This window comes from Streptomyces sp. NPDC058284, from assembly GCF_042881135.1.
Classification (GTDB): domain Bacteria; phylum Actinomycetota; class Actinomycetes; order Streptomycetales; family Streptomycetaceae; genus Streptomyces.
Genome location: NZ_JBHVYE010000002.1, coordinates 233,031 through 251,390 on the forward strand (window position 1 = coordinate 233,031; position 18,360 = coordinate 251,390).

Sequence of the window (18,360 nt, forward strand, 5' to 3'; positions counted from 1 at the left end):
GGCAGCGTACCGACGGCGGAGGCCTTCGCCCGTGCCGGTGCCACGGCAATGGGCGCCCTGCGAAGGCCTCATGCCCGTTCGGACGGCCCAGCCTCCCGCCACCCGTCGATGTACGCCTCGGCGAGCCGCCGGTCCGATGCCAGCGCGCGCCGCAGGAAGTGCTGTCCCTCGCCGTCCCGCCCCTGTGCCGTGGCGAGGATTCCGAGGTGGACGAGCGCGCATACGTTGTCCGCGGCGGCCGCCCGGCGAACGAGCCGTTCCCCGTCCTCGGACCGCCCTTCGAGGATGGTCAGCGCGCCGAGGCAGTACAGCGCCTCGTTGCTTCCGGCGTCCGCCGCCCGCTCGTAGCGGGTCATGGCGCGGGACCTGTGGCCCGCCTTCTCGGCGAGGTCCGCCAGTGCCAGCAGCGCGTCCGGGTCCCCCCGGGCCGCGGCCGGGCGCCACGCCTCCTCCGCCTCCTCCCGGCAGCCGAGCCTCTCCAGCGCCAGGCCGAGGTTGTGCAGGCCGTGCGGGTCGCCCGCGTCGATCGCGGCGCGGTAGGCGGTCACCGCGGCCCGATGGCGGCCCTGGCGTCCGTGCAGGTTTCCGAGGTTGAACCAGGCGCGGGTGTCGCCCGCCCGGCCGCCGCTCTCGAACGCGCCGCATGCCTCCTCGTGCCGGGCCTCCTGGTTGAAGAGGTTGCCGAGGTTCAGCCAGAGGTCCCTCCGCCCGGCGGCGATGCCCTCCCGGTAGACGCGCCGGGCCACCGCCGAACGCCCCAACCTCTCAAGGAGCAAGCCGAGTTCGCCGTAGGCGTCCAGGTCGCCGGAGGCGATGACATCGCGGTAGGTGTCGACCGCCTCCTCGAAGTGCCCGGCTTCCGCCAAGTACCCGGCCAGGTTGTAGGCGGCGTTCGGTACACCGAGGCCGACGGCCCGCCGGGTCGCCTCCACGGCGCCGTCCACATCGCCGCTCTCCGCCCTGAGTTGTCCGATCAGAGCCCAGGATTGCCGCACGCCCGCTTCCAGGGCGCGCAGGGCGGTCTCGTACGCGTCGGACGGCCGCCCGGACCCGGCGTACACGAGCGCCAGGTTGAACAGCGCCCGCGCCCGGGTCTCCGGCTCCCGGGCCGCCTCGCGGCAGACGGTCTCCGCCTCGGCGTACCGGCCCTGCTCCAGCAGCAGGGCGCCCAGGTTGACCCGCGCGCGGGCGACCCCCGCATCGACCAGCGCCGTCCACAGGAAGCGGGCGACTGTCGGTTCCGACTCGCTTGCGTTCAGGGCGATGTGGAACGCCTCGCCGATGTCGGCGCTGTTCGCCAGTGCCTCGAACCACACGAAGGGATGTACGCCGGGCGCCTCGGCGTCGTCGCGTACGGCATCGGCCAGGCCGCCGTAGGGCTGCCACAGGTCGGGAGAGACCAGGTTGAGCAGGCCGACGGTGTGACGCGCGGGCCGCGCGGCCCAGGCGAACGCGTCGTCCGGGCCTTCCGGTACCGCCCGGTCACCGACCTGGTCGGCCAGGTGGAACCGGTGTACGTCGATGAGCAGTTGGCGGGAGTACGGGCCGGTGAGTCCGGCGCGGGCGAGGTCGACGGCGGCCGTGACGAGAGCGGCACCGCGTGGATTCTCCCCGGCGCGCCGGCCGTTCTCCCACCTGCTCCACAGGGCGGGGCCCGCCGCCAGGTACTCCGCCACCGGGGCCCGGACACAGCGCGTCGCCTCCCGCACCTGGCCGTCCTCGCTCAGGCGCGCCCGCGCCACCTCCGCCGAGGTCCAGTGCCGCGCGAGGCGGATGGGCGACGCGTAGTTGAGTACCCGCGCCGCCCACCCGTTGCCGGGGAGCAGGTGGCGCGGTCCGGGGCCGCGGGGCGCGGTGAGCGCCTCGTACGACAGGGCGTCGAGCGTGGCGATGACGGGGAACCGCGCGCGGACGAGCTCACCGAGCACTTCGACGCACAGGCCGTCCGGTACGAGGAAACGCTCCAGGCCGTCAAGCCAGATGACCGGCGCACGGCGCGTGGGAGGTGGTGGGCGGTCGGCGAGCAGCGCCAGATGGCCCGGCGCACGCGGCGCGAGGACCCGCCGGTCGGCGGCCAGGGCCCGAACCGCCTCGAACGCGGCCCGTGTCGCCCCTGCCGCGCCCTCGCCGACCAGGTACATGAACCCGCCCCCGTCGAGTGCTTCCTGCCATTGGGCACGGATGACGGCGTCCATGTCCCGGGGCACGTAGGCCGGCAGCGCGCGGCCCTTCCGGGACGGGTGCGCGCGGTGCACACCGGCTTCGTACGGCTCCCACTCCCGTACGGGCAGCCATCGTGCGGGGTCGCGCAGGTAGCCGGACCCGGCCGAGGCGATGTCGCCGTAGACGTGCATCCGGCGGACGTCGCCCACCATGACGGTGGGGTGGCCGCCGGTGCCGCTCAGCCCCTCGCCGGGCCCGGCGCCGTAGGGTCCGGCGGGCCGCCGAGGTTCACCGTGCCCACCTGGAAGGCGGCGACCGAGCCGTCTCCCGCGCGGATGGTCAGGTCCCGTCCGGCACCGGCCCACCGGCGGCCGTCGACCGGGTCCTTCGCCGTCGCGGCGCGTGGGATCAGGTCGATCAGTGCACGCAACTCCCGCTCGGCGGCCCGGCGTTCCGGTTCCGGGAGGGCATCGAGCAGGTCCTCGAACCTGGTCCGCCAGGCGCGGCTGAGATCCGCCCGCACCGCCCCGGACTCGGCGGACGCCACCTCGTCGAGGTCGGCCGCGGTCCGGTCGAGGCGGGCCAGCGTGCCCGAGTCGGTCTCGCCGCGTCCGAAGAGCCGGGCCACGCCCGCGCGGAGCGTCGTCCACGCGTCCGTACCGATCGCCTGCACGACGGCGCCGCCGCCCACGGCGGCCAGGGCCGCCAGAGAATCACTCAACATCAAATGCCGTTCATCGGCGCCCAGTTGGAGCGCTTCCGCTATCTGACGTCCCATGGAATCACGCGCACCGGCGCGCCCGCAGGCTCCTACACTGACCGCACCGTCGCAGTGGCACGAGCCAAGGCGCAGGAGCCAGGGCGGACGAGCCGGGGGCAGGGGACGAACGGTGCGGGGTGAGACGTGGAACTCGGTACGCGACTCGACGGTGGGCCACCTGGTCCAAGCGCACACCGTCGTCTTCCAGGGCGCCCGGCCCGACGACGACCTGTCCCCCTCCCCCTCCCCCGCCCCGGTGACCGGCCCCTGGGTCGACCTGGCCGTCAACTCCACCGTCTGGCACCACGTTTCGGGACGCCGTGACGCGGGCCTCTTCCAGCAGTACGTCGCGGATGTCGTCGCGGTGCAGGACCGGACGCGGGACGCCACGCGAGACGACGCGGGTGCCGATCCCTGGCAGGACGACGACGCCGTGCGGCGGTTCGTGGAGGCACTGGAGTGGCTGCTCGGCGAGCCCGATGCCGCACGGGAGCTGGACCTGTATCCGGCGGAGGCGGCCCTGCTCGTCCTCGTCCCGTTCCTCCACCGGATGCAGTGCCTGCGTCTGACGGCCACGCTCGCCCCGGCCGTCGAGCCGAACCGCCTCCGGCCGAGCCACCACGGGCCGAACCCGCTCGGGCGGACAGCGGCAGCGAACCCGGCGCGATCCGCCTTCGAAGCGTTCGCCGACAGCCACGACCTCCTGGCCGAGCGCGGCCGCCGGCACCCCGACGCCGAGGGGCCCATCGGCTGGTGGCTGTTCCACCGCTGGCTCGCGGAGCGCGAGGAGATGTCCGATCCCGCTGTGGTGGGCGGGTTCCTGCGGGACATCGGCGAGCCGGCGGAAGCCCTGGGCCAGGTGCTCGACCCCCACCGCGTGGCCCGGCTCCTGCACGGCCTTCGCGTCGGCCCCGGCGTCTGCGACCCCGAACACCTCGGCGCCCTCCCCGTGGACGACGTGGTCCGGGCCCGGCGCGGCGGGCCGCAGCGCGTCCGGGACCAGCGCCTGGCCCTCCTCCTCGCGCTGGCGCACGGCATGAGCCGCGAGATCACCGCTCTGCCCAGCATCGTGGTGGAGCACGTCGGGATTCCGTTTCCCGTCGACCCGGCGGAGGTGCGGCAGACCTTGGCCGCCTCTCGGTGGGGCGGCTCACCGGAGCTGCCGGTGCTCGTGGCGCGGTGCGGGCACGAAGCCGTCGTCGAGGGTCTTCGCGGGTATGTGGCCCACGTCGACGGCCTGTTGGCGACTGTCCGCAACACCGTCCATGAACGCGTCAACCAGCCCCTGCCGCCGCTGCCCGCCCGCCTCTCCGCCGACGGAGTGCGTCCGGCGGAGGACGTCTTCAGCGGCTGGGCGGCCTTCCGCTTCGACGAGCGCCGGGTGCGTGAGCACTTCACGGGCATCCAGCTCTACAAGGAGCCCGAGCTCGCCGTGCGCGAGCTGTACCAGAACGCCCTGGACGCCTGCCGCCACCGCCGGGCCCGCACGCAGTACCTGGACCGGTCCGGGCGGTCCGGACCGTCCGGCGGCGCGTCCGGCGCCTACGAGGGCCGCATCGCCATGGAGCAGGGCACGGACGCGGAGGGCCGCGAGTACGTCGAGTGCCGTGACAACGGGGTCGGCATGGGTGAGCAGCAGCTCCGCGGTGTCTTCAGCGAGGGAGGCTCGCAGTTCGTCCGCGAGCGGCACTTCACGGCTGAACGCGCGCGGTGGGCACAGGTGCGGCCGCCGGTCGAGTTCCACCCGAACAGCAGGTTCGGCATCGGTGTGCTCAGCTACTTCATGCTCGCCGACGAGATCCGCGTACGGACGTGCCGGATGGATTCCGAGGGCCGGCTCGGGCCACTCCTGGAAGCCCGCATCTGCGGTCCTGCGCATCTGTTCCGCATCGTCCGGCTGCGGGACCGCGGGGACGAGGCCGGCACCCAGGTCCGGCTGTACCTGCGGCGGCGACAGGCCGAGAGGGCCTGGTCGTGCGTCGACGCCCTCGAACGCGTCCTGGGCATCGCCGAGTTCCCGACCGAGGCGGTGCACGGGTCCCGGCTTGCCCGGTGGGAGGAGCACCGCCTCAAGACCCGGAAGGCGCCCGCCCGCGAGCAGTACGGCATGGACGCGCACGGCGCGCTGGTGCCGTGGCGCCAGGCTCCCGAGGGGGTGCAGTTGATCTGGTGCGAGCACGGGGGCGGGATTCTGGTGGACGGCCTGGTCGTGCAGCCGGAGGTCCGCCGCGGAGTGCTGTCGAGCGACGCCTGCGGACTGACGGGCGCGGTGGTCAACCTGACCGGGGCCCGCTCGCCCCGGCAGCTCTCCGCCGACCGGCGCACCCTCCTGGACGACGTGGCAGGTCAGCTCGGTGCCGTACTCGAACAGGCCGCGTCCGCGCTGGTGGCCGAGGACGGGCCGCTGCCCGATTACGCGTGGCTCTGCCGGGTGGCCGACCGGAGCATGCTGCTGGGCGACCTCCTGACGACAGCCGCTGCCGACGCCGGACGGCACTTGGCGTTCGGGAACCGGACGCTCGACGTGGCACGGGCCGGGTGCTTCATGGCCGACCCCAAGGTCGTGCCGGAGCTGTTCGGCGAACGGCGCGGCGAGGACCGATGGAGGCCCGACCCGTGGAAGAGCCCCCATGGGCACGCGCCCGACGCCGTGCTGCTGTGGCGTCTGCTGGCCCATCGCCCGAACCCGCTGCTGGCCCAGCTGGAGGAGGCGTGCCCGGATCTCGCCGAGGTCACGTCCGTACTGCCCGCCCTGCCCTCGGACAGGGACTTGCTGACCGCCGCGGCGGGCGACGATGACGACTTGTACTGGGGTTGGTCCTCGGACGTCGAATTCATCGTCAACCATCTGCACGACACGTCCGAGGCCACCGGGAAGGCCTTGCCCGATCTGGTGTGCAGGGCACGGCAGTTGGGCGCTCTGCCGGACCGGCGAACGGCCACCTTCGACGAGCTGATGCGGGAATCGCACGGGCCCTCCCCGGACGTCAGGGCCCTCGCCGACCAGTGGCGCGAGTGCGGCATCCGCGTACCGGAGGCCTACGTCGGGCTTGCTGCCGCGGCACAGCACGACCCGGTTCTGCGGCGCGATCTCGGGGAGAAGGCGGACGCCTACGGCTGGGTGGACCCCGACGAGGCCGTCCCGGCCGGTCACATCGCGAAGGCGGCCCTGTGCCTCGGCCTCCCGGTGAGCGGGGTCTGCGCGCGTCTCACCGCTTGCGGGCTGCGTGTCGATGCCGCGGGGCTGCCGGAGCGGCCGGGCGCCGATGTGGCCGTCCTGCTCAGCCGCGACGCGAACAGCGTGTGGCCCTGGCTTGACCGCTCGAAGGAGGTGCCGCCCGGCCACGTGCTCGCCGCCGCGCGGGTACTGCGGTGTTCACCGCACGAGATCAAGCACCGGCTCGAAGGGCTGGGCTTCGTCCCTCCGTCGGTGTGGCCCGAGGACGCGAGCGCCGATGACGCGGCCGTTCTGGTCGCCAAAAGGTACGGGCCGCTGTTCCCGGACGAGCCGGTGCTCTATACGCATGTCTTCGCCGCGGCGAAACATCAGGACTGGCCGCTGCGGCGAGCGGTCGACCGGCTTCGCGCCTACGGATTCGACGTTCCCCTGCGGCCGCCGCGCCGTTTCGATGCTCTGGACGGGCAGTTGCTGTGTGTCGACATGGAGGACCGCCCTCTCATATGGACCAACGTCACCACCGCCGACGCCATGCCGTTCGCCCACGTGATGGCGGCGGCCCGCGATCTGCCGGCGCCCTACTCGGCATCGATCCTGGTGGAACGGCTCACCGGCTACGGCGTCGCGGTCTCCTGCCCCGACGTTCCGCAGGGCCTGTCCTACGCGCGGGCCCTCGACCTGCTGCGGATCATCGATGACAGCGACATGTTCCTCACCATCGACTGTGAGATCGACCTGCACGACCTCCTGGAGAAGGCGGAGGCCTTGAAGGCGCCCGTCGCCCAGGTGGCCCGCTGGCTCCAGGAACTCGGCCTCGGCGTCCCTGATCTGGCCCGGCTGCTCCGGGAGGCCGCCGTTCGGGTCCCCCGGCCGCTCGGCGGCGAGTAGACGCACCGGGACACCTGCGCCCACCCCAGCCACCCGGCCACCCGACCACCCGCACCGCCCGGACCACCGGATTCGTCGGCAAGTGGTACGACCACCCATTCCCACCCCGGCGCACAGGGGCGAGCCCGAAGCGCCCGTCTGACCAGCGCCCCCGCGCCATGCGCCCCCGCAGGCCACCGTCCGGCACGCCGCCAGCCGCCCAATTGGTCTAGTCCTTACTTGGTTCAGACCATTGACATGTCTCTGACCACAGGGCTATTCCGTAAGCAACCCCAGTGCGTCACACCTGAGTTGACGCCCCCTCTCCTCTTGGATGGCCATGAGACGTATGCGCTCCCTCCGTGCCGCCGCCACCGCGGTGGCCACCGCAGTGGCCGCTCTGGGCCTCACCGCGGTCTCCGGTGCCCCCGCCCAGGCCGCGACCCCGCTCCCCGCCCATGTCTTCGCCCCCTACTTCGAGTCCTGGACCGGCGAGAGCCCCGCCGCGCTCAGCGCCCAGTCCGGGGCCAAGCACCTGACGATGGCGTTCCTCCAGACCGCGTCGAAGGGCTCCTGTACCGCCTACTGGAACGGCGACACCTCACTGCCCGTCGCCCCGGCGTCCTTCGGCGCCGACATCAAGACGATCCAGGGGCGCGGCGGTGACGTCATCCCGTCCTTCGGCGGCTACACGGCGGACACCACGGGAACCGAGATCGCCGACAGCTGTACGGACGTCGACCAGATCGCCGCCGTCTACCAGAAGGTCATCACGACCTACGACATCCCCCGGCTCGACATGGACATCGAGGTCGACTCCCTGGACAACGCGGCCGGCATCGACCGGCGGAACAAGGCGATCAAGAAGGTCCAGGACTGGGCCGCCGCCGAGGGCCGCAAGCTGGAGATCTCGTACACCCTGCCGACGACGACCCACGGCCTCGCGTCCAGCGGTCTCGCCGTGCTGAAGAACGCCGTGGCCAACGGCGCGCGGGTCGACGTCGCCAACCTCATGACGTTCGACTACTACGACAACGCCTCCCACGACATGGCGCAGGACACCAAGACGGCCGCCCAAGGTCTGTACGACCAGCTCGCCAAGCTCTATCCGGGCAAGAGCCCGACGCAGCTCTGGGCGATGATCGGCGTCACGGAGATGCCCGGCGTCGACGACTTCGGCCCGGCCGAGACCTTCACGCTCGCCAACGCCAGGGACGTGTACGACTGGGCGGTCGGCAAGGGGATCAACATGATCTCCTTCTGGGCGCTCCAGCGCGACAACGGCAGCTGCCCCGGCGGCGCCGCCGCGGACAACTGCTCCGGCATCGAGCAGAACACCTGGGACTTCAGCCACATCTTCGCGCCCTTCACCAGCGGCGGCACCGTACCCAGCGACGACTTCTCGGTGTCGGCGGCCCCGGCCTCCGGGACGGTCAAGGCCGGCGAAAGCACCACCGCCACGGTGAAGACCGCGGTGGCCTCGGGCAGCGCCCAGACCGTCAAGCTCACCGTCAGCGGCGCACCCGCCGGTGTCACCGCCTCCCTCAGCCCCACCTCGGTGACGGCCGGCGGGACCTCGACCCTCACGATCGGCACGACCGCGGCGGTTGTGAACGGCACGTACAAGCTGACGGTCAACGGCGCGAGCCCGTCCGCCGCGCACTCGGCGACGTACTCCCTGACCGTCACCGGCGGCAGCGGCAACCAGTGCACGGCGGCGCCCTGGGCGAAGGCGACGGTGTACACCGGGGGCCAGCAGGTATCGCACAAGGGCCACACCTGGAAGGCCAAGTGGTGGACAACGGGCGAGGAGCCCGGCACCACCGGGGAGTGGGGCGTCTGGCAGGACCTCGGCGCCTGCTGAGCGGTCCGCCGGGCCGGGGCTCTCGGCCGCCCCGGCCCGGCGGCGGTCTCCGTGCACCCGTGACCAGCGGAGCCGGCCGCGTTGCGCCAATGGGATGATCGGCTCTCGACCAGTGCCCTCGGAAGTGCCCTGGTGGCCCGTCCCCCATCGGTAACGACTAACAAAACGGTTAAGTAATTGATATCCAAAGCGTCACGGGTGTGCTCACGAACAGACAGCGGAACCAGCCATACCTCGCGGCCCCGGACACGAGTGGCCCTGTGGACCGCGGCCGGCGCGGTGGCCCTCGCGTTCCTCGTCGGCCTTGAGATCGCCGCGCGTCATTACGGCGGTCAGCCGGGGCCGCTCACCAACCAGGTGAGCGAGGTGATCCTCCCCCCGAAGCCGGGGCCGCTGTACGGGGGGCTCGCGCTGATGATGGTGGTACTCACGTGGCGTGAACGGTTCATCGCGGCGGGAGCGGCGATCGGGATCGACGTCGCCTTCCTCCTGGTGCGGTGGGCGGCGGGCCTCCATACGCCCGATGATCGGCTCTTCGGCAACGGCGCGCTGTGGGTGATGCTGGGCTGCGCGGTCATCGCGCTCACGCGCCGCACCGGAGCGGACCGCGTCCTGCTCCTGAAGGGCGTCGGCCTCGGCCTGCTCCTCGTGGCGGGCCGCAAGGCGGGCGACACCTGGCTGCTGATCACCGCCAAGACCCGCCCGAGCGTGCTCGACCCGTACGTGGCCACCGCCGACCACGCGCTCGGCAACCCGTCGTGGGTGGCGGGCCGCCTCCTGCGGGCCACCGACCCGATCGGCACCCATCTGCTCGACCTGGTCTACGCCCAGCTCGCGGTGGCCGCGATCGTCGTCGCCCTGTACCAGTTGCGCAACGTGTCCGGCGAGCGCCGCTTCCCCCGCCACCACCTGGTGCGCACCTTCCTGGTCATCGGCGTCGTCGGACCAGGCATCTACATGCTCTTCCCAGTGGTCGGCCCGATCTTCGCCTACGGTCCCGGCACCTCGGGAACCGGCGGCGTGCAGTGGGCGGTGGCCGACCTGTGGCCGCACACCCCGCCCGCGCTCACCGCCCCGCACCCGGTGCCGTACGACGGGATCACCCCGCGCAACTGCGTGCCCAGCCTGCACACGGCGTGGGCCACCGCGATCTTCATCCACTCGCGCAAGGGCCCGAGGCTGCTGCGGTACGCGGGGACGTTCTGGCTGGCCGCCACGCTCGGCGCGACGCTGGGCTTCGGCTACCACTACGGCGTGGACCTCATCGCCGGTGTGGTGTTCGCGCTCACCGTGGAGGCGGCGCTGCGCACGTTCGACCGCGGCTGGGAACCGTCGGGGATCCGCCTGGTCGCCTACGGCACCATCGTCTTCGCCGCGCTCCTGGTGTCCTACCGGTTCCTGCCGATGCGGATGGCCGGGCATCCGTGGGTGTTCGGCCCCCTCCTGCTGCTCCTCATGGCCTCGGTGATCTACGGCTACGTGCGGACCGTCGGGCCGTGGGAGCCGAAGGCCGCGCCCACCGTGCGGCCGGAACCGCAGCCCGCACTGATCTGAGAGCCCGAGGCGGTCCTGCGGCCGTCTCACGTGAGCAGTCGCAGGACCGCCTCCTCAATGGGCCCCTGCGTCGCCGGATGGCCGAACGCGGCGCCGTCGCCCAGTGCGTCCAGGGCGCCGACGATCGTGCGGCCCTCGTCGAAGAGCTCGATGACCCGGGGGTTGATGTACGAGGCCCGGCACACCGCGGGCGTGTTGCCGAGGTACTGGCTGACCTCGCGGACTGCCCGGGTGACGGCGCGTTTGCGGGCGGCCTCGGACTCGTCCGCCACCCGGACCGACACCGCGAGGGCGACCGCCGCGAGAACGGTGGCGTGCCAGGTGCGGAAGTCCTTCGCGGTGATGTCCGTACCCGCGCGATCGCGCAGGTACTCGTTGAGCTCGGCGGCGTGCAGCTCGTGCCAGACGCGGCCCTGCCGGTACGCGAACAGGCGGGGGCCGCCGCCGTCGCGGCGCAGCAGGGCGCGCAGGACCCGGCAGGCGGGCGGGTCGACGAGGGCGCGCGTCTGCGTCTTGGAGTACTTCGCCGGATACGTGAGGCAGACCTCGCCGGAGCGGCAGGACGCGTGCTCCTTGAGCAGGGTGGTCAGTCCGTAGGTGCCGTTGTCCCTGCGGTAGGACTCGTTGCCGATGCGGAAGAAGCCGAGGTCGAGCATGCGGACGGCGCAGGCGAGGACGCGTTCGCGGCTGAGGCCCCGGCCGCCGAGGTCCTCGCTCACCTGCGCGCGCACCTTGGGGAGTACGGCGGCGACCTCCAGGACGTGGTCGTGCTTGGCCAGCTCCTGCTGCGCGCGGAACTGCGGGTGGTACAGGTATTGGCGTCTGCCCGCGGCGTCGGTGCCGACGGCTTGCAGGTGGCCGTTGGGCCAGGGACAGATCCAGACGTCGCGCCAGGCCGGCGGGATGACGAGTCGGCGTAGGCGCTCCTTCTCCGCGGGGTCGGTGACGGGGCGGCCCGAGGCATCCGTATAGCGGAATCCCTTGCCCGAACGGACGCGTCTGATTCCGGGGCCTTCGATGTGGCTCGTCCTCAGTCGCCGCTTCTCACGCATGTCCCAGGAATGCCCCCAAAGCACCGCGGCAGGCATCCGGACCGCGCGTTTGGCGGAGTGTGCCGCGGGCACTTCGAGGACCGACGCGCGACGATCGGAGAGCGAAGCGCGATCTCACGAGAACCACGAAGCGCGAGGTAGTTCATGAGCGACCAGAACATGGCGGACGACGCCTACCAGCCCACCGGCAGCAACGAGGAGCAGGAGGACGCCTCCCCGCTGGACCTCCAGGACGCGGTGGACGAACGTACCTACGACGACATGCTCGACGAGGGCTACTCGCCGCCCGAGAAGCCCCTGGGCGTCACCAAGACGGGCACCACGGCGGCCGAGCAGCACGAGGGCGAATCGCTCGACGAGCGCCTGGAGCAGGAGGTCCCCGACGTGCAGCCGCCCGTCGGTGACGGCGTCGGCGACCTGCCCGACGGCGAGGGCGAGCCCATCGACCCCGAGTCGGGCGAGCGGCGCGCGGGGCGCCTCGTGGCGCCGGACGAGGGCGCCCACGAGGACACCACCAAGGAGGTCGTCGCCACGGACGAGGGGATCGACGGGGGCGCGGCCGGGGCCGAGGAGGCCGCGATGCACATCGTCTCCGACGAGGACCTGCCACCGGCGCCCGGCAGCCGGGACTGACGGGGCGGGCGACGGGGCACGGGGGCGGGCACGACACGACCACGCACGAGGGTGTCCCGGCGGGCCGGGGTGCCGGAACGGATGGCTATGAGCAGCGGTTTCATCGGGTCCGAGGGGTTCGGGCAGGACCCCTTCGGCGAGCTCTTCGCGCGGTTCCTCGGCAGCGGCCGACGGCAGATCGACATCAGCCGCCTGATGAGCGGCCCGGCGCGGGAGCTGGTGGCCGCCGCTGCCTCGTACGCGGCGGAGCACGGCAAGAACAACCTCGACACGGAGCATCTGCTGCGGGCGGCGCTGACCATCGAGCCGACCCGCGCCCTGGTCGCGCGCTCGGGGGCCGACCCGGAGCAGATCGCCGAGGAGATCGACCGGCACTCGGCAGAGACCGAGGGCGCGGTGCCGACGCAGGCGGTCGCGCTCACCCCGGCCGTCAAGCGGGCGCTGCTCGACGCGCACGAGGTGGCGCGGGCCGTCGGCGCCGGGTACATCGGCCCCGAGCACATCGTCATGGCGCTGGCCGCCAACCCGGACTCCGCGGCGGGGCACATCCTCAACGCGGCCCGCTTCGACCCCGGCCCCGCCCCGCAGCCGCCGCCCGGCCAGCCGGGCCCGCCCGAGCAGCGGAGCGGGGGTGGCGGCGCGACGCCCGCCCTCGACCAGTTCGGGCAGGACCTGACGGCGCGGGCCGCGGAGGGCCGGGTGGACCCGGTCATCGGCCGGGAGGAGGAGATCGAGCAGACCATCGAGGTGCTCTCCCGGCGCGGCAAGAACAATCCGGTGCTCATCGGTGACGCGGGCGTCGGCAAGACCGCCGTGGTGGAGGGCCTCGCCCAGCGGATCGCCGACGGCGACGTGCCGGAAACCCTCGCGGGCCGCCGGGTCATCTCGCTCGACCTGTCGGGGGTGGTGGCGGGCACCCGCTACCGCGGCGACTTCGAGGAGCGGCTGAACGGCATCATCGACGAGGTGCGCGCCCACTCCGACGAGGTGATCGTCTTCATCGACGAGCTGCACACCGTGGTCGGGGCGGGCGGCGGTGGCGCGGAGGGCGGCTCGATGGACGCGGGCAACATGCTCAAGCCCGCGCTGGCCAGGGGCGAACTGCACGTCATCGGCGCGACGACCCTCGAGGAGTACCGGCGGCACATCGAGAAGGACGCCGCGCTCGCCCGCCGCTTCCAGCCGATCCTGGTGGCCGAGCCCTCGGCCGCGGACGCGGTGGAGATCCTGCGCGGCCTGCGCGACCGCTACGAGGCGCACCACCAGGTGCGCTACGCCGACGAGGCGCTGCTCGCCGCCGTGGAGCTGTCCGACCGCTATCTCACCGAGCGTTTCCTGCCCGACAAGGCCATCGACCTGATGGACCAGGCGGGCGCGAGGGTGCGGCTGCGGGCCAGCACCAAGGGCACCGACGTACGCGCCCTCGAACGCGAGATGGAGCAGCTCGCCCGGGACAAGGACCAGGCGGTGGCGGCCGAGCAGTACGAGCGCGCCACCGAACTGCGCGACCGCGTCAACGACCTGGCCCGCAAGATCGGTGCCGGGCGCGGCCGTGAGCCCGGTGACGGGCAGATCGTCGAGGTGAGCGCGGAGGACATCGCCGAGGTGGTGTCCCGGCAGACCGGCATCCCGGTCAGCACGCTCACGCAGGAGGAGCGGGAGCGCCTGCTCGGCCTGGAGGACCATCTGCACCAGCGGGTCGTCGGGCAGGAGGAGGCCGTCGGCGCCGTGGCCGAGGCGGTCCTGCGCTCCCGCTCCGGTCTGTCCAGCCCCGACCGGCCCATCGGCAGTTTCCTCTTCCTCGGCCCCACCGGGGTGGGCAAGACGGAGCTGGCGAGGGCGCTGGCCGAGGCGCTGTTCGGCAGCGAGGAGCGGATGGTCCGCCTCGACATGAGCGAGTTCCAGGAGCGGCACACCGTCAGCAGGCTCGTCGGGGCGCCGCCCGGATACGTGGGTCACGAGGAGGCGGGCCAGCTCACGGAGGCCGTCCGGCGGCACCCGTACTCGCTGCTGCTGCTCGACGAGGTGGAGAAGGCGCACCCCGACGTCTTCAACACCCTGCTCCAGGTCCTCGACGACGGGCGGCTCACCGACGCCCAGGGACGCACGGTGAACTTCACCAACACCGTCATCGTGATGACCAGCAACCTCGGTTCCGAGGCGCTCACGGGGCGCGGCGCGACCCTCGGTTTCCGGGCCGACGGGTCCGAGGCCGACGAGGAGGCGCGGCGCGAGCAGGTGCTGCGGCCGCTGCGCGAACACTTCAGGCCCGAGTTCCTCAACCGCATCGACGAGGTCGTCATCTTCCGGCGGCTGACGGACGAACAGCTGCGCCAGGTCACCGAGCTGCTCCTGCAGGAGACCCGGCGCCGGCTGCACGCCCAGGACATCACCATCGAGTTCACTACGGAGGCGGTGGACTGGCTGGCCCGGCGGGGGCACCAGCCGGAGTACGGCGCGCGTCCGCTGCGCCGCACGATCCAGCGCGAGGTGGACAACCGGCTCTCGCGGCTGCTCCTGGACGGCCGGCTCGGCGCGGGCGGCCGGGTCCTGGTGGAGGTCGAGGACGACGGCCTGAGCATCCGGCCCGCGGCGCAGGACCCGGCGCGATGACGGCCCGGCCGACCACTGGGCCGGACCGGGCCGGCGGTCACGGGCGGGGGTTGGTGCGCCGCCAGGGCGGCCGGGCGTCGGCCCCCCTGCGTCCTGCGACGGAGGCGCACCGCGGGCAGAGCCGCTGGACGCGGTCCGCGGCGCCGCCCGACTCGGGGATGACGTCCGTCCACGGCACGTGCGGGAAGCGGGTGAGCAGGGACTTGCTGAGGGAGAGCCCGCAGACGCTCTCGTTGCGGCCCGGCTCCCAGGCGTGCGCCTCACCGGCGGGCAGTCGCCGCCGTCCCTCCTCCTCGTCGGTCCACTGCCCGGAGGCCGCCACCGCGTATCGCGTGCGCGCCGCCACGGCGGCGCGTCACCGGTGCCGGGCGCGGTCGGCGCCGTCGTCGGAGGAGAGCGGCCTCAGCGGGTCGTGGCCGAGGGTCATCAGCCGGTGGCGCCAGTGCGCCTCGCCCGCCGTGGGCTCCATGTCGGCACCCCGCTCGGCGGTGACGGTGTCGACGACCTTGCGCATGACGCGCAGGTCGTCGGGGGTCAGGTCGACGCGGCGCTTGCCGAGGATCTCCAGGACGCGGCGGCCGTTCGGGGTGCCCGCCCGGTCCGGGACCTCCTCGGTCTCCTCGCCCGCGAAGCGGGTCTTGAGCCAGTCGCCGAGTTCGCGCGAGGTCATGTTGACCACCGCGTGGAACTCGTCCCACAGTCCGTCCTGCGGTCCCTCGGGTGCGGTTCCGGGCATGTCCGTCATGATCACTGATTCCTTCCGTGCACAGGGTTTGTCACGCTGTCGCGTCCGTTCCGTCCACTACTGCCCGCTGGAGGCGGCATGACCACCGAAGAGCCCATGGGGCAGAAGTACGACGAGCGGGGGGCCGTGCCCCTCGGGGGGTACGCCGCCGTGGCGGCCACGTTCGCGGCGGCGGCCGGGGCGTTCCTGGTCGTGGCGCGCCGGCGCGGTGTCGTCCTGCCGGAGCGGGTGCCGCCGTGGGATGTGGCGCTGCTCGGCGTGGCGACGTACAAAACGGCGCGGCTGCTCACCAAGGACAAGATCACCAGTTTCCTCCGGGCGCCCTTCACCCGCAGGAGCGAGGACACGACGGCGGGCGAGGTGATGGACGAGCCGCGCGGCAGCGGCGTCAGGCTGGCGGTGGGCGATCTGGTGTCGTGCCCGTTCTGCGTCTCCGCCTGGACGGCCTCGGGCCTCCTCGGCGCCTATGTCCTCGCCCCCCGCGGCGCCCGCCTCGTCACCACCGGCCTCACCGCGATGACCCTCGCCGACTGGCTGCAGTACGCCTGGGCGTGGACGCAGGAGAACGCGGAGGGCTGAGAGCCTGTCCGTGAACCCGCGGCCGGCCTCGTCGTACGGCCGGCCGCGGGCGGGCGGGGCGCTCAGCGGGTGACGACGTGCCGCTCGTCGAGAACGCAGTGCGTCATCGTCAGGCCGCTGACGTCGCGCGGCGGGTTCTCCCCCAGGTTGGCGAGGCGCTTGCGGTCCTCCTCGGTCAGCTCCTGGCCCGCCAGCGGCTTCAGGTGCGCGACGTCCCGCGCGGCGATGCCGAGGCCTTCGCCGATCTTCAGGCCGAGATCGTTCTCGACGAGGAGGAAGTGCCAGACCATCCGCTCCTGGACCGCCCGGTCGCACTGGGACAGCATGCCGGTGAGATTGTCCACGAGATCGTCGCGCTCCCACTGCTCCATCAGGAGGTAGCGCTGGCCCGCCTGGAGGTAGTCGTTGGTGCGCGGGATGCGCTTGCGGGTCAGCCTGCCGTGGATCTCCGGGCCCACCTCGTCGTGGGTCGGGTACCGCGCCTCGCGCAGGCCGCCGGTGATGGACGGCTCGTAGTTGACGATGGGGTTCTCGCCGCCGCCGTCGACGTGGTACGTCATCAGGCCGTCACGCTGGTTCGTCCGTACGGCGGCGTTCTTGGCCTGGTTGACGGGGAGTTGCAGGTAGTTGGGGCCGACGCGGTAGCGCTGGGTGTCGCTGTAGGAGAAGGTGCGGCCGACCAGCATCTTGTCGTCGGAGAAGTCGAGGCCGTCCACCAGGACGCCGGTGCCGAAGGAGATCTGCTCGTTCTCCGCGAAGTAGTTCTCCGGCATCCGGTCGAGCACCATCCGGCCGACCGCCTTCGGCGGGAAGTCCTGCTCGGGCCAGGTCTTGGTGTCGTCGAGCGGGTCGAAGTCCAGCTCGGGGTGGTCGTGGTCGTCCATGACCTGGACGAGCAGTTCCCACTCCGGGTGGTCGCCGCGCGCGACGGCCTCGTAGAGGTCCTTGGTGGCGTGGCCGAGTTCACCGGCCTGTACGTTGGCCGCGTCCTCCTCGGTCATGCTGCGGACGCCCTGCTTGGGCATCCAGTGGTACTTCACCAGCAGCGAGTTGCCCTGCTCGTCGACCCACTTGTACGTGTTGACGCCGAAGCCCTGCATATGGCGGTAGTCGGCCGGAATGCCGCGCGGGCTGAACAGGTTGACCAGCATGTGCATGGACTCGGGCGTCTGCGACATGAAGTCGAAGATCCGGCGCGGCTGCTGCTCGTGGGTGACCGGGTCCGGCTTGAGGGCGTGGATGACGTCGGGGAACTTGATCGCGTCCCGGATGAAGAAGACGCCAAGGTTGTTGCCGACGAGGTCCCAGTTGCCGTCCTCGGTGTAGAACTTGACCGCGAAGCCGCGCGGGTCGCGGGCGGCTTCGGAGGAGTCGCGGCCGCCGATGACGGTCGAGAAGCGCACGGCGACGTCGGTGCGCTTGCCGCGCTCCTGGAAGAGCTTGGCGCGGGTGAAGCGGGCGATGGGCTCGTCGCCGAAGGTGCCGTACGCCTCGAAGTAGCCGTAGGCGGTCACGCCGCGCGCGTGGACGACGCGCTCGGGGATGCGCTCGCGGTCGAAGTGGCTGATCTTCTCGAGGAACTGGTAGTTCTCCAGCGTCGCGGGGCCGCGGGCGCCGACGGTGCGCTGGTTCTGGTTGTCGTAGACCGGGTGGCCCTGCCGGTTGGTGAGCGTCTCCCGGCCGTCGTCCGGGGCGGGGCCCTTGCTCGATACATCCGTCACGTTCGTCGACTCCTTCGGCCCGAATCTGTTCGTTTTGCTCGGGTTCACAACGCTATGCGAGGTTTCGGTCGGACGAGGGGTGGAGCGGGCCCGCCCGGTGGGCGCGTCGTCCGCGTGGCGTCACGGCGCGTCGCCCACGTGGTGTCACCGCGCGTCGCCCACGTGGTGTCACCGCGCGTCGGCTCACCGCAGCAGGACGAGCGCGTAGACGAGGAAGAACGCCGCGACCAGCACCGCGATGCCGATGATCAGACCCAGCGGCCCCTTCGCCCAGCCCTTCGGCGGATTGTGCGTCTCCTCGGGTCCCGCTCCCGGCATGCTGCTCTCGGCGGGCGGCGTCTCCCCCGGCGGCACGCCCCCGCCGGGTTCCAGTCCTGTGGCGTTCCCGGGCTCGGGGTCCGGGTCCATCGGTTCGGGGTCCGGGGTGGGGTCCGGGTGTCGGGGAGGAGTCATGTGATCCAAGTTCGCACGCACGGTGCGCGCGCACCTCTCCACCGCGACCGAACCGGTGCGCGCGGGGCGGTTGCGGCGCGCGCTCCGGGAGACCCGGGGACGTACGTGGCCGAATCTGGACACAGGACGCCGGGCGAGGGGCCCGGTGGACCCGCCGTACGCCGCCCCGGTGCCCGAC

The 18,360-nt window shown here is 72.4% G+C and carries 13 protein-coding genes; 6 read left to right on the forward strand and 7 right to left on the reverse strand.

Annotated elements, in window-relative coordinates:
- Positions 1-68: 68 nt before the first annotated feature.
- Positions 69-2,375, reverse strand: a complete 2,307-nt coding sequence (locus ACFVYR_RS04330; protein WP_384248339.1) for a tetratricopeptide repeat protein — start codon at positions 2,373-2,375, stop codon at positions 69-71.
- 26 nt (positions 2,376-2,401) lie between these two features.
- Positions 2,402-2,887 (reverse strand): hypothetical protein, encoded by a 486-nt coding sequence (locus tag ACFVYR_RS04335; RefSeq protein ID WP_384248341.1) that lies wholly within the window; start codon positions 2,885-2,887, stop codon positions 2,402-2,404.
- A gap of 166 nt (positions 2,888-3,053) precedes the next feature.
- Here ACFVYR_RS04335 and ACFVYR_RS04340 point away from each other — a divergent pair, with 166 nt between their 5' ends.
- The 3 genes from ACFVYR_RS04340 to ACFVYR_RS04350 all read left to right on the forward strand — a co-directional run bounded on the left by ACFVYR_RS04340 (position 3,054) and on the right by ACFVYR_RS04350 (position 10,386).
- Entirely contained in the window at positions 3,054-6,989 is a 3,936-nt protein-coding gene (locus ACFVYR_RS04340) for an ATP-binding protein (RefSeq protein ID WP_384248343.1), read from the forward strand.
- A gap of 319 nt (positions 6,990-7,308) precedes the next feature.
- Entirely contained in the window at positions 7,309-8,832 is a 1,524-nt protein-coding gene (locus tag ACFVYR_RS04345) for a glycosyl hydrolase family 18 protein (RefSeq protein WP_384248345.1), read from the forward strand.
- Positions 8,833-9,084: 252 nt separating this feature from the next.
- A complete protein-coding gene (locus tag ACFVYR_RS04350; RefSeq protein WP_384248347.1) occupies positions 9,085-10,386 on the forward strand; it encodes a phosphatase PAP2 family protein in 1,302 nt (433 codons plus the stop codon).
- Between the two features lie 26 nt (positions 10,387-10,412).
- Here the strand turns inward: ACFVYR_RS04350 and ACFVYR_RS04355 are convergent, their stop codons facing one another.
- Positions 10,413-11,438, reverse strand: coding sequence for a DNA topoisomerase IB (locus tag ACFVYR_RS04355; protein ID WP_384248349.1), 1,026 nt, complete (start codon positions 11,436-11,438; stop codon positions 10,413-10,415).
- Between the two features lie 144 nt (positions 11,439-11,582).
- Here ACFVYR_RS04355 and ACFVYR_RS04360 point away from each other — a divergent pair, with 144 nt between their 5' ends.
- Together ACFVYR_RS04360 and ACFVYR_RS04365 are read left to right on the forward strand one after the other, a co-directional pair.
- Positions 11,583-12,071, forward strand: coding sequence for a DUF5709 domain-containing protein (locus tag ACFVYR_RS04360; RefSeq protein WP_384248351.1), 489 nt, complete (start codon positions 11,583-11,585; stop codon positions 12,069-12,071).
- Between the two features lie 87 nt (positions 12,072-12,158).
- Positions 12,159-14,684 carry an ATP-dependent Clp protease ATP-binding subunit gene (locus ACFVYR_RS04365; protein ID WP_384248353.1) on the forward strand — a complete coding sequence of 842 codons (2,526 nt, stop codon included), beginning with the start codon at positions 12,159-12,161 and terminating at the stop codon, positions 14,682-14,684.
- A 37-nt stretch (positions 14,685-14,721) separates the two neighbouring features.
- Here ACFVYR_RS04365 and ACFVYR_RS04370 read toward each other — a convergent pair whose 3' ends face one another.
- Positions 14,722-15,030, reverse strand: coding sequence for a hypothetical protein (locus ACFVYR_RS04370; protein ID WP_384248355.1), 309 nt, complete (start codon positions 15,028-15,030; stop codon positions 14,722-14,724).
- 9 nt (positions 15,031-15,039) lie between these two features.
- On the reverse strand, positions 15,040-15,429 hold the full coding sequence (locus tag ACFVYR_RS04375) for a DUF3140 domain-containing protein (RefSeq protein WP_384248357.1): 390 nt from the start codon (positions 15,427-15,429) through the stop codon (positions 15,040-15,042).
- A 78-nt stretch (positions 15,430-15,507) separates the two neighbouring features.
- Between ACFVYR_RS04375 and ACFVYR_RS04380 the strand changes: the two genes are divergently transcribed.
- Positions 15,508-16,008 (forward strand): DUF1360 domain-containing protein, encoded by a 501-nt coding sequence (locus ACFVYR_RS04380; protein ID WP_384248359.1) that lies wholly within the window; start codon positions 15,508-15,510, stop codon positions 16,006-16,008.
- Positions 16,009-16,070: 62 nt separating this feature from the next.
- On the opposite strand, the gene ACFVYR_RS04385 is transcribed toward ACFVYR_RS04380, so the two are convergent.
- Both ACFVYR_RS04385 and ACFVYR_RS04390 read right to left on the reverse strand, forming a co-directional pair.
- Positions 16,071-17,729: a catalase gene (locus ACFVYR_RS04385; protein ID WP_384248361.1), complete on the reverse strand. Its 1,659-nt coding sequence runs from the start codon at positions 17,727-17,729 to the stop codon at positions 16,071-16,073.
- Between the two features lie 183 nt (positions 17,730-17,912).
- On the reverse strand, positions 17,913-18,182 hold the full coding sequence (locus ACFVYR_RS04390) for a DUF6480 family protein (RefSeq protein WP_384248363.1): 270 nt from the start codon (positions 18,180-18,182) through the stop codon (positions 17,913-17,915).
- Positions 18,183-18,360: the final 178 nt, after the last annotated feature.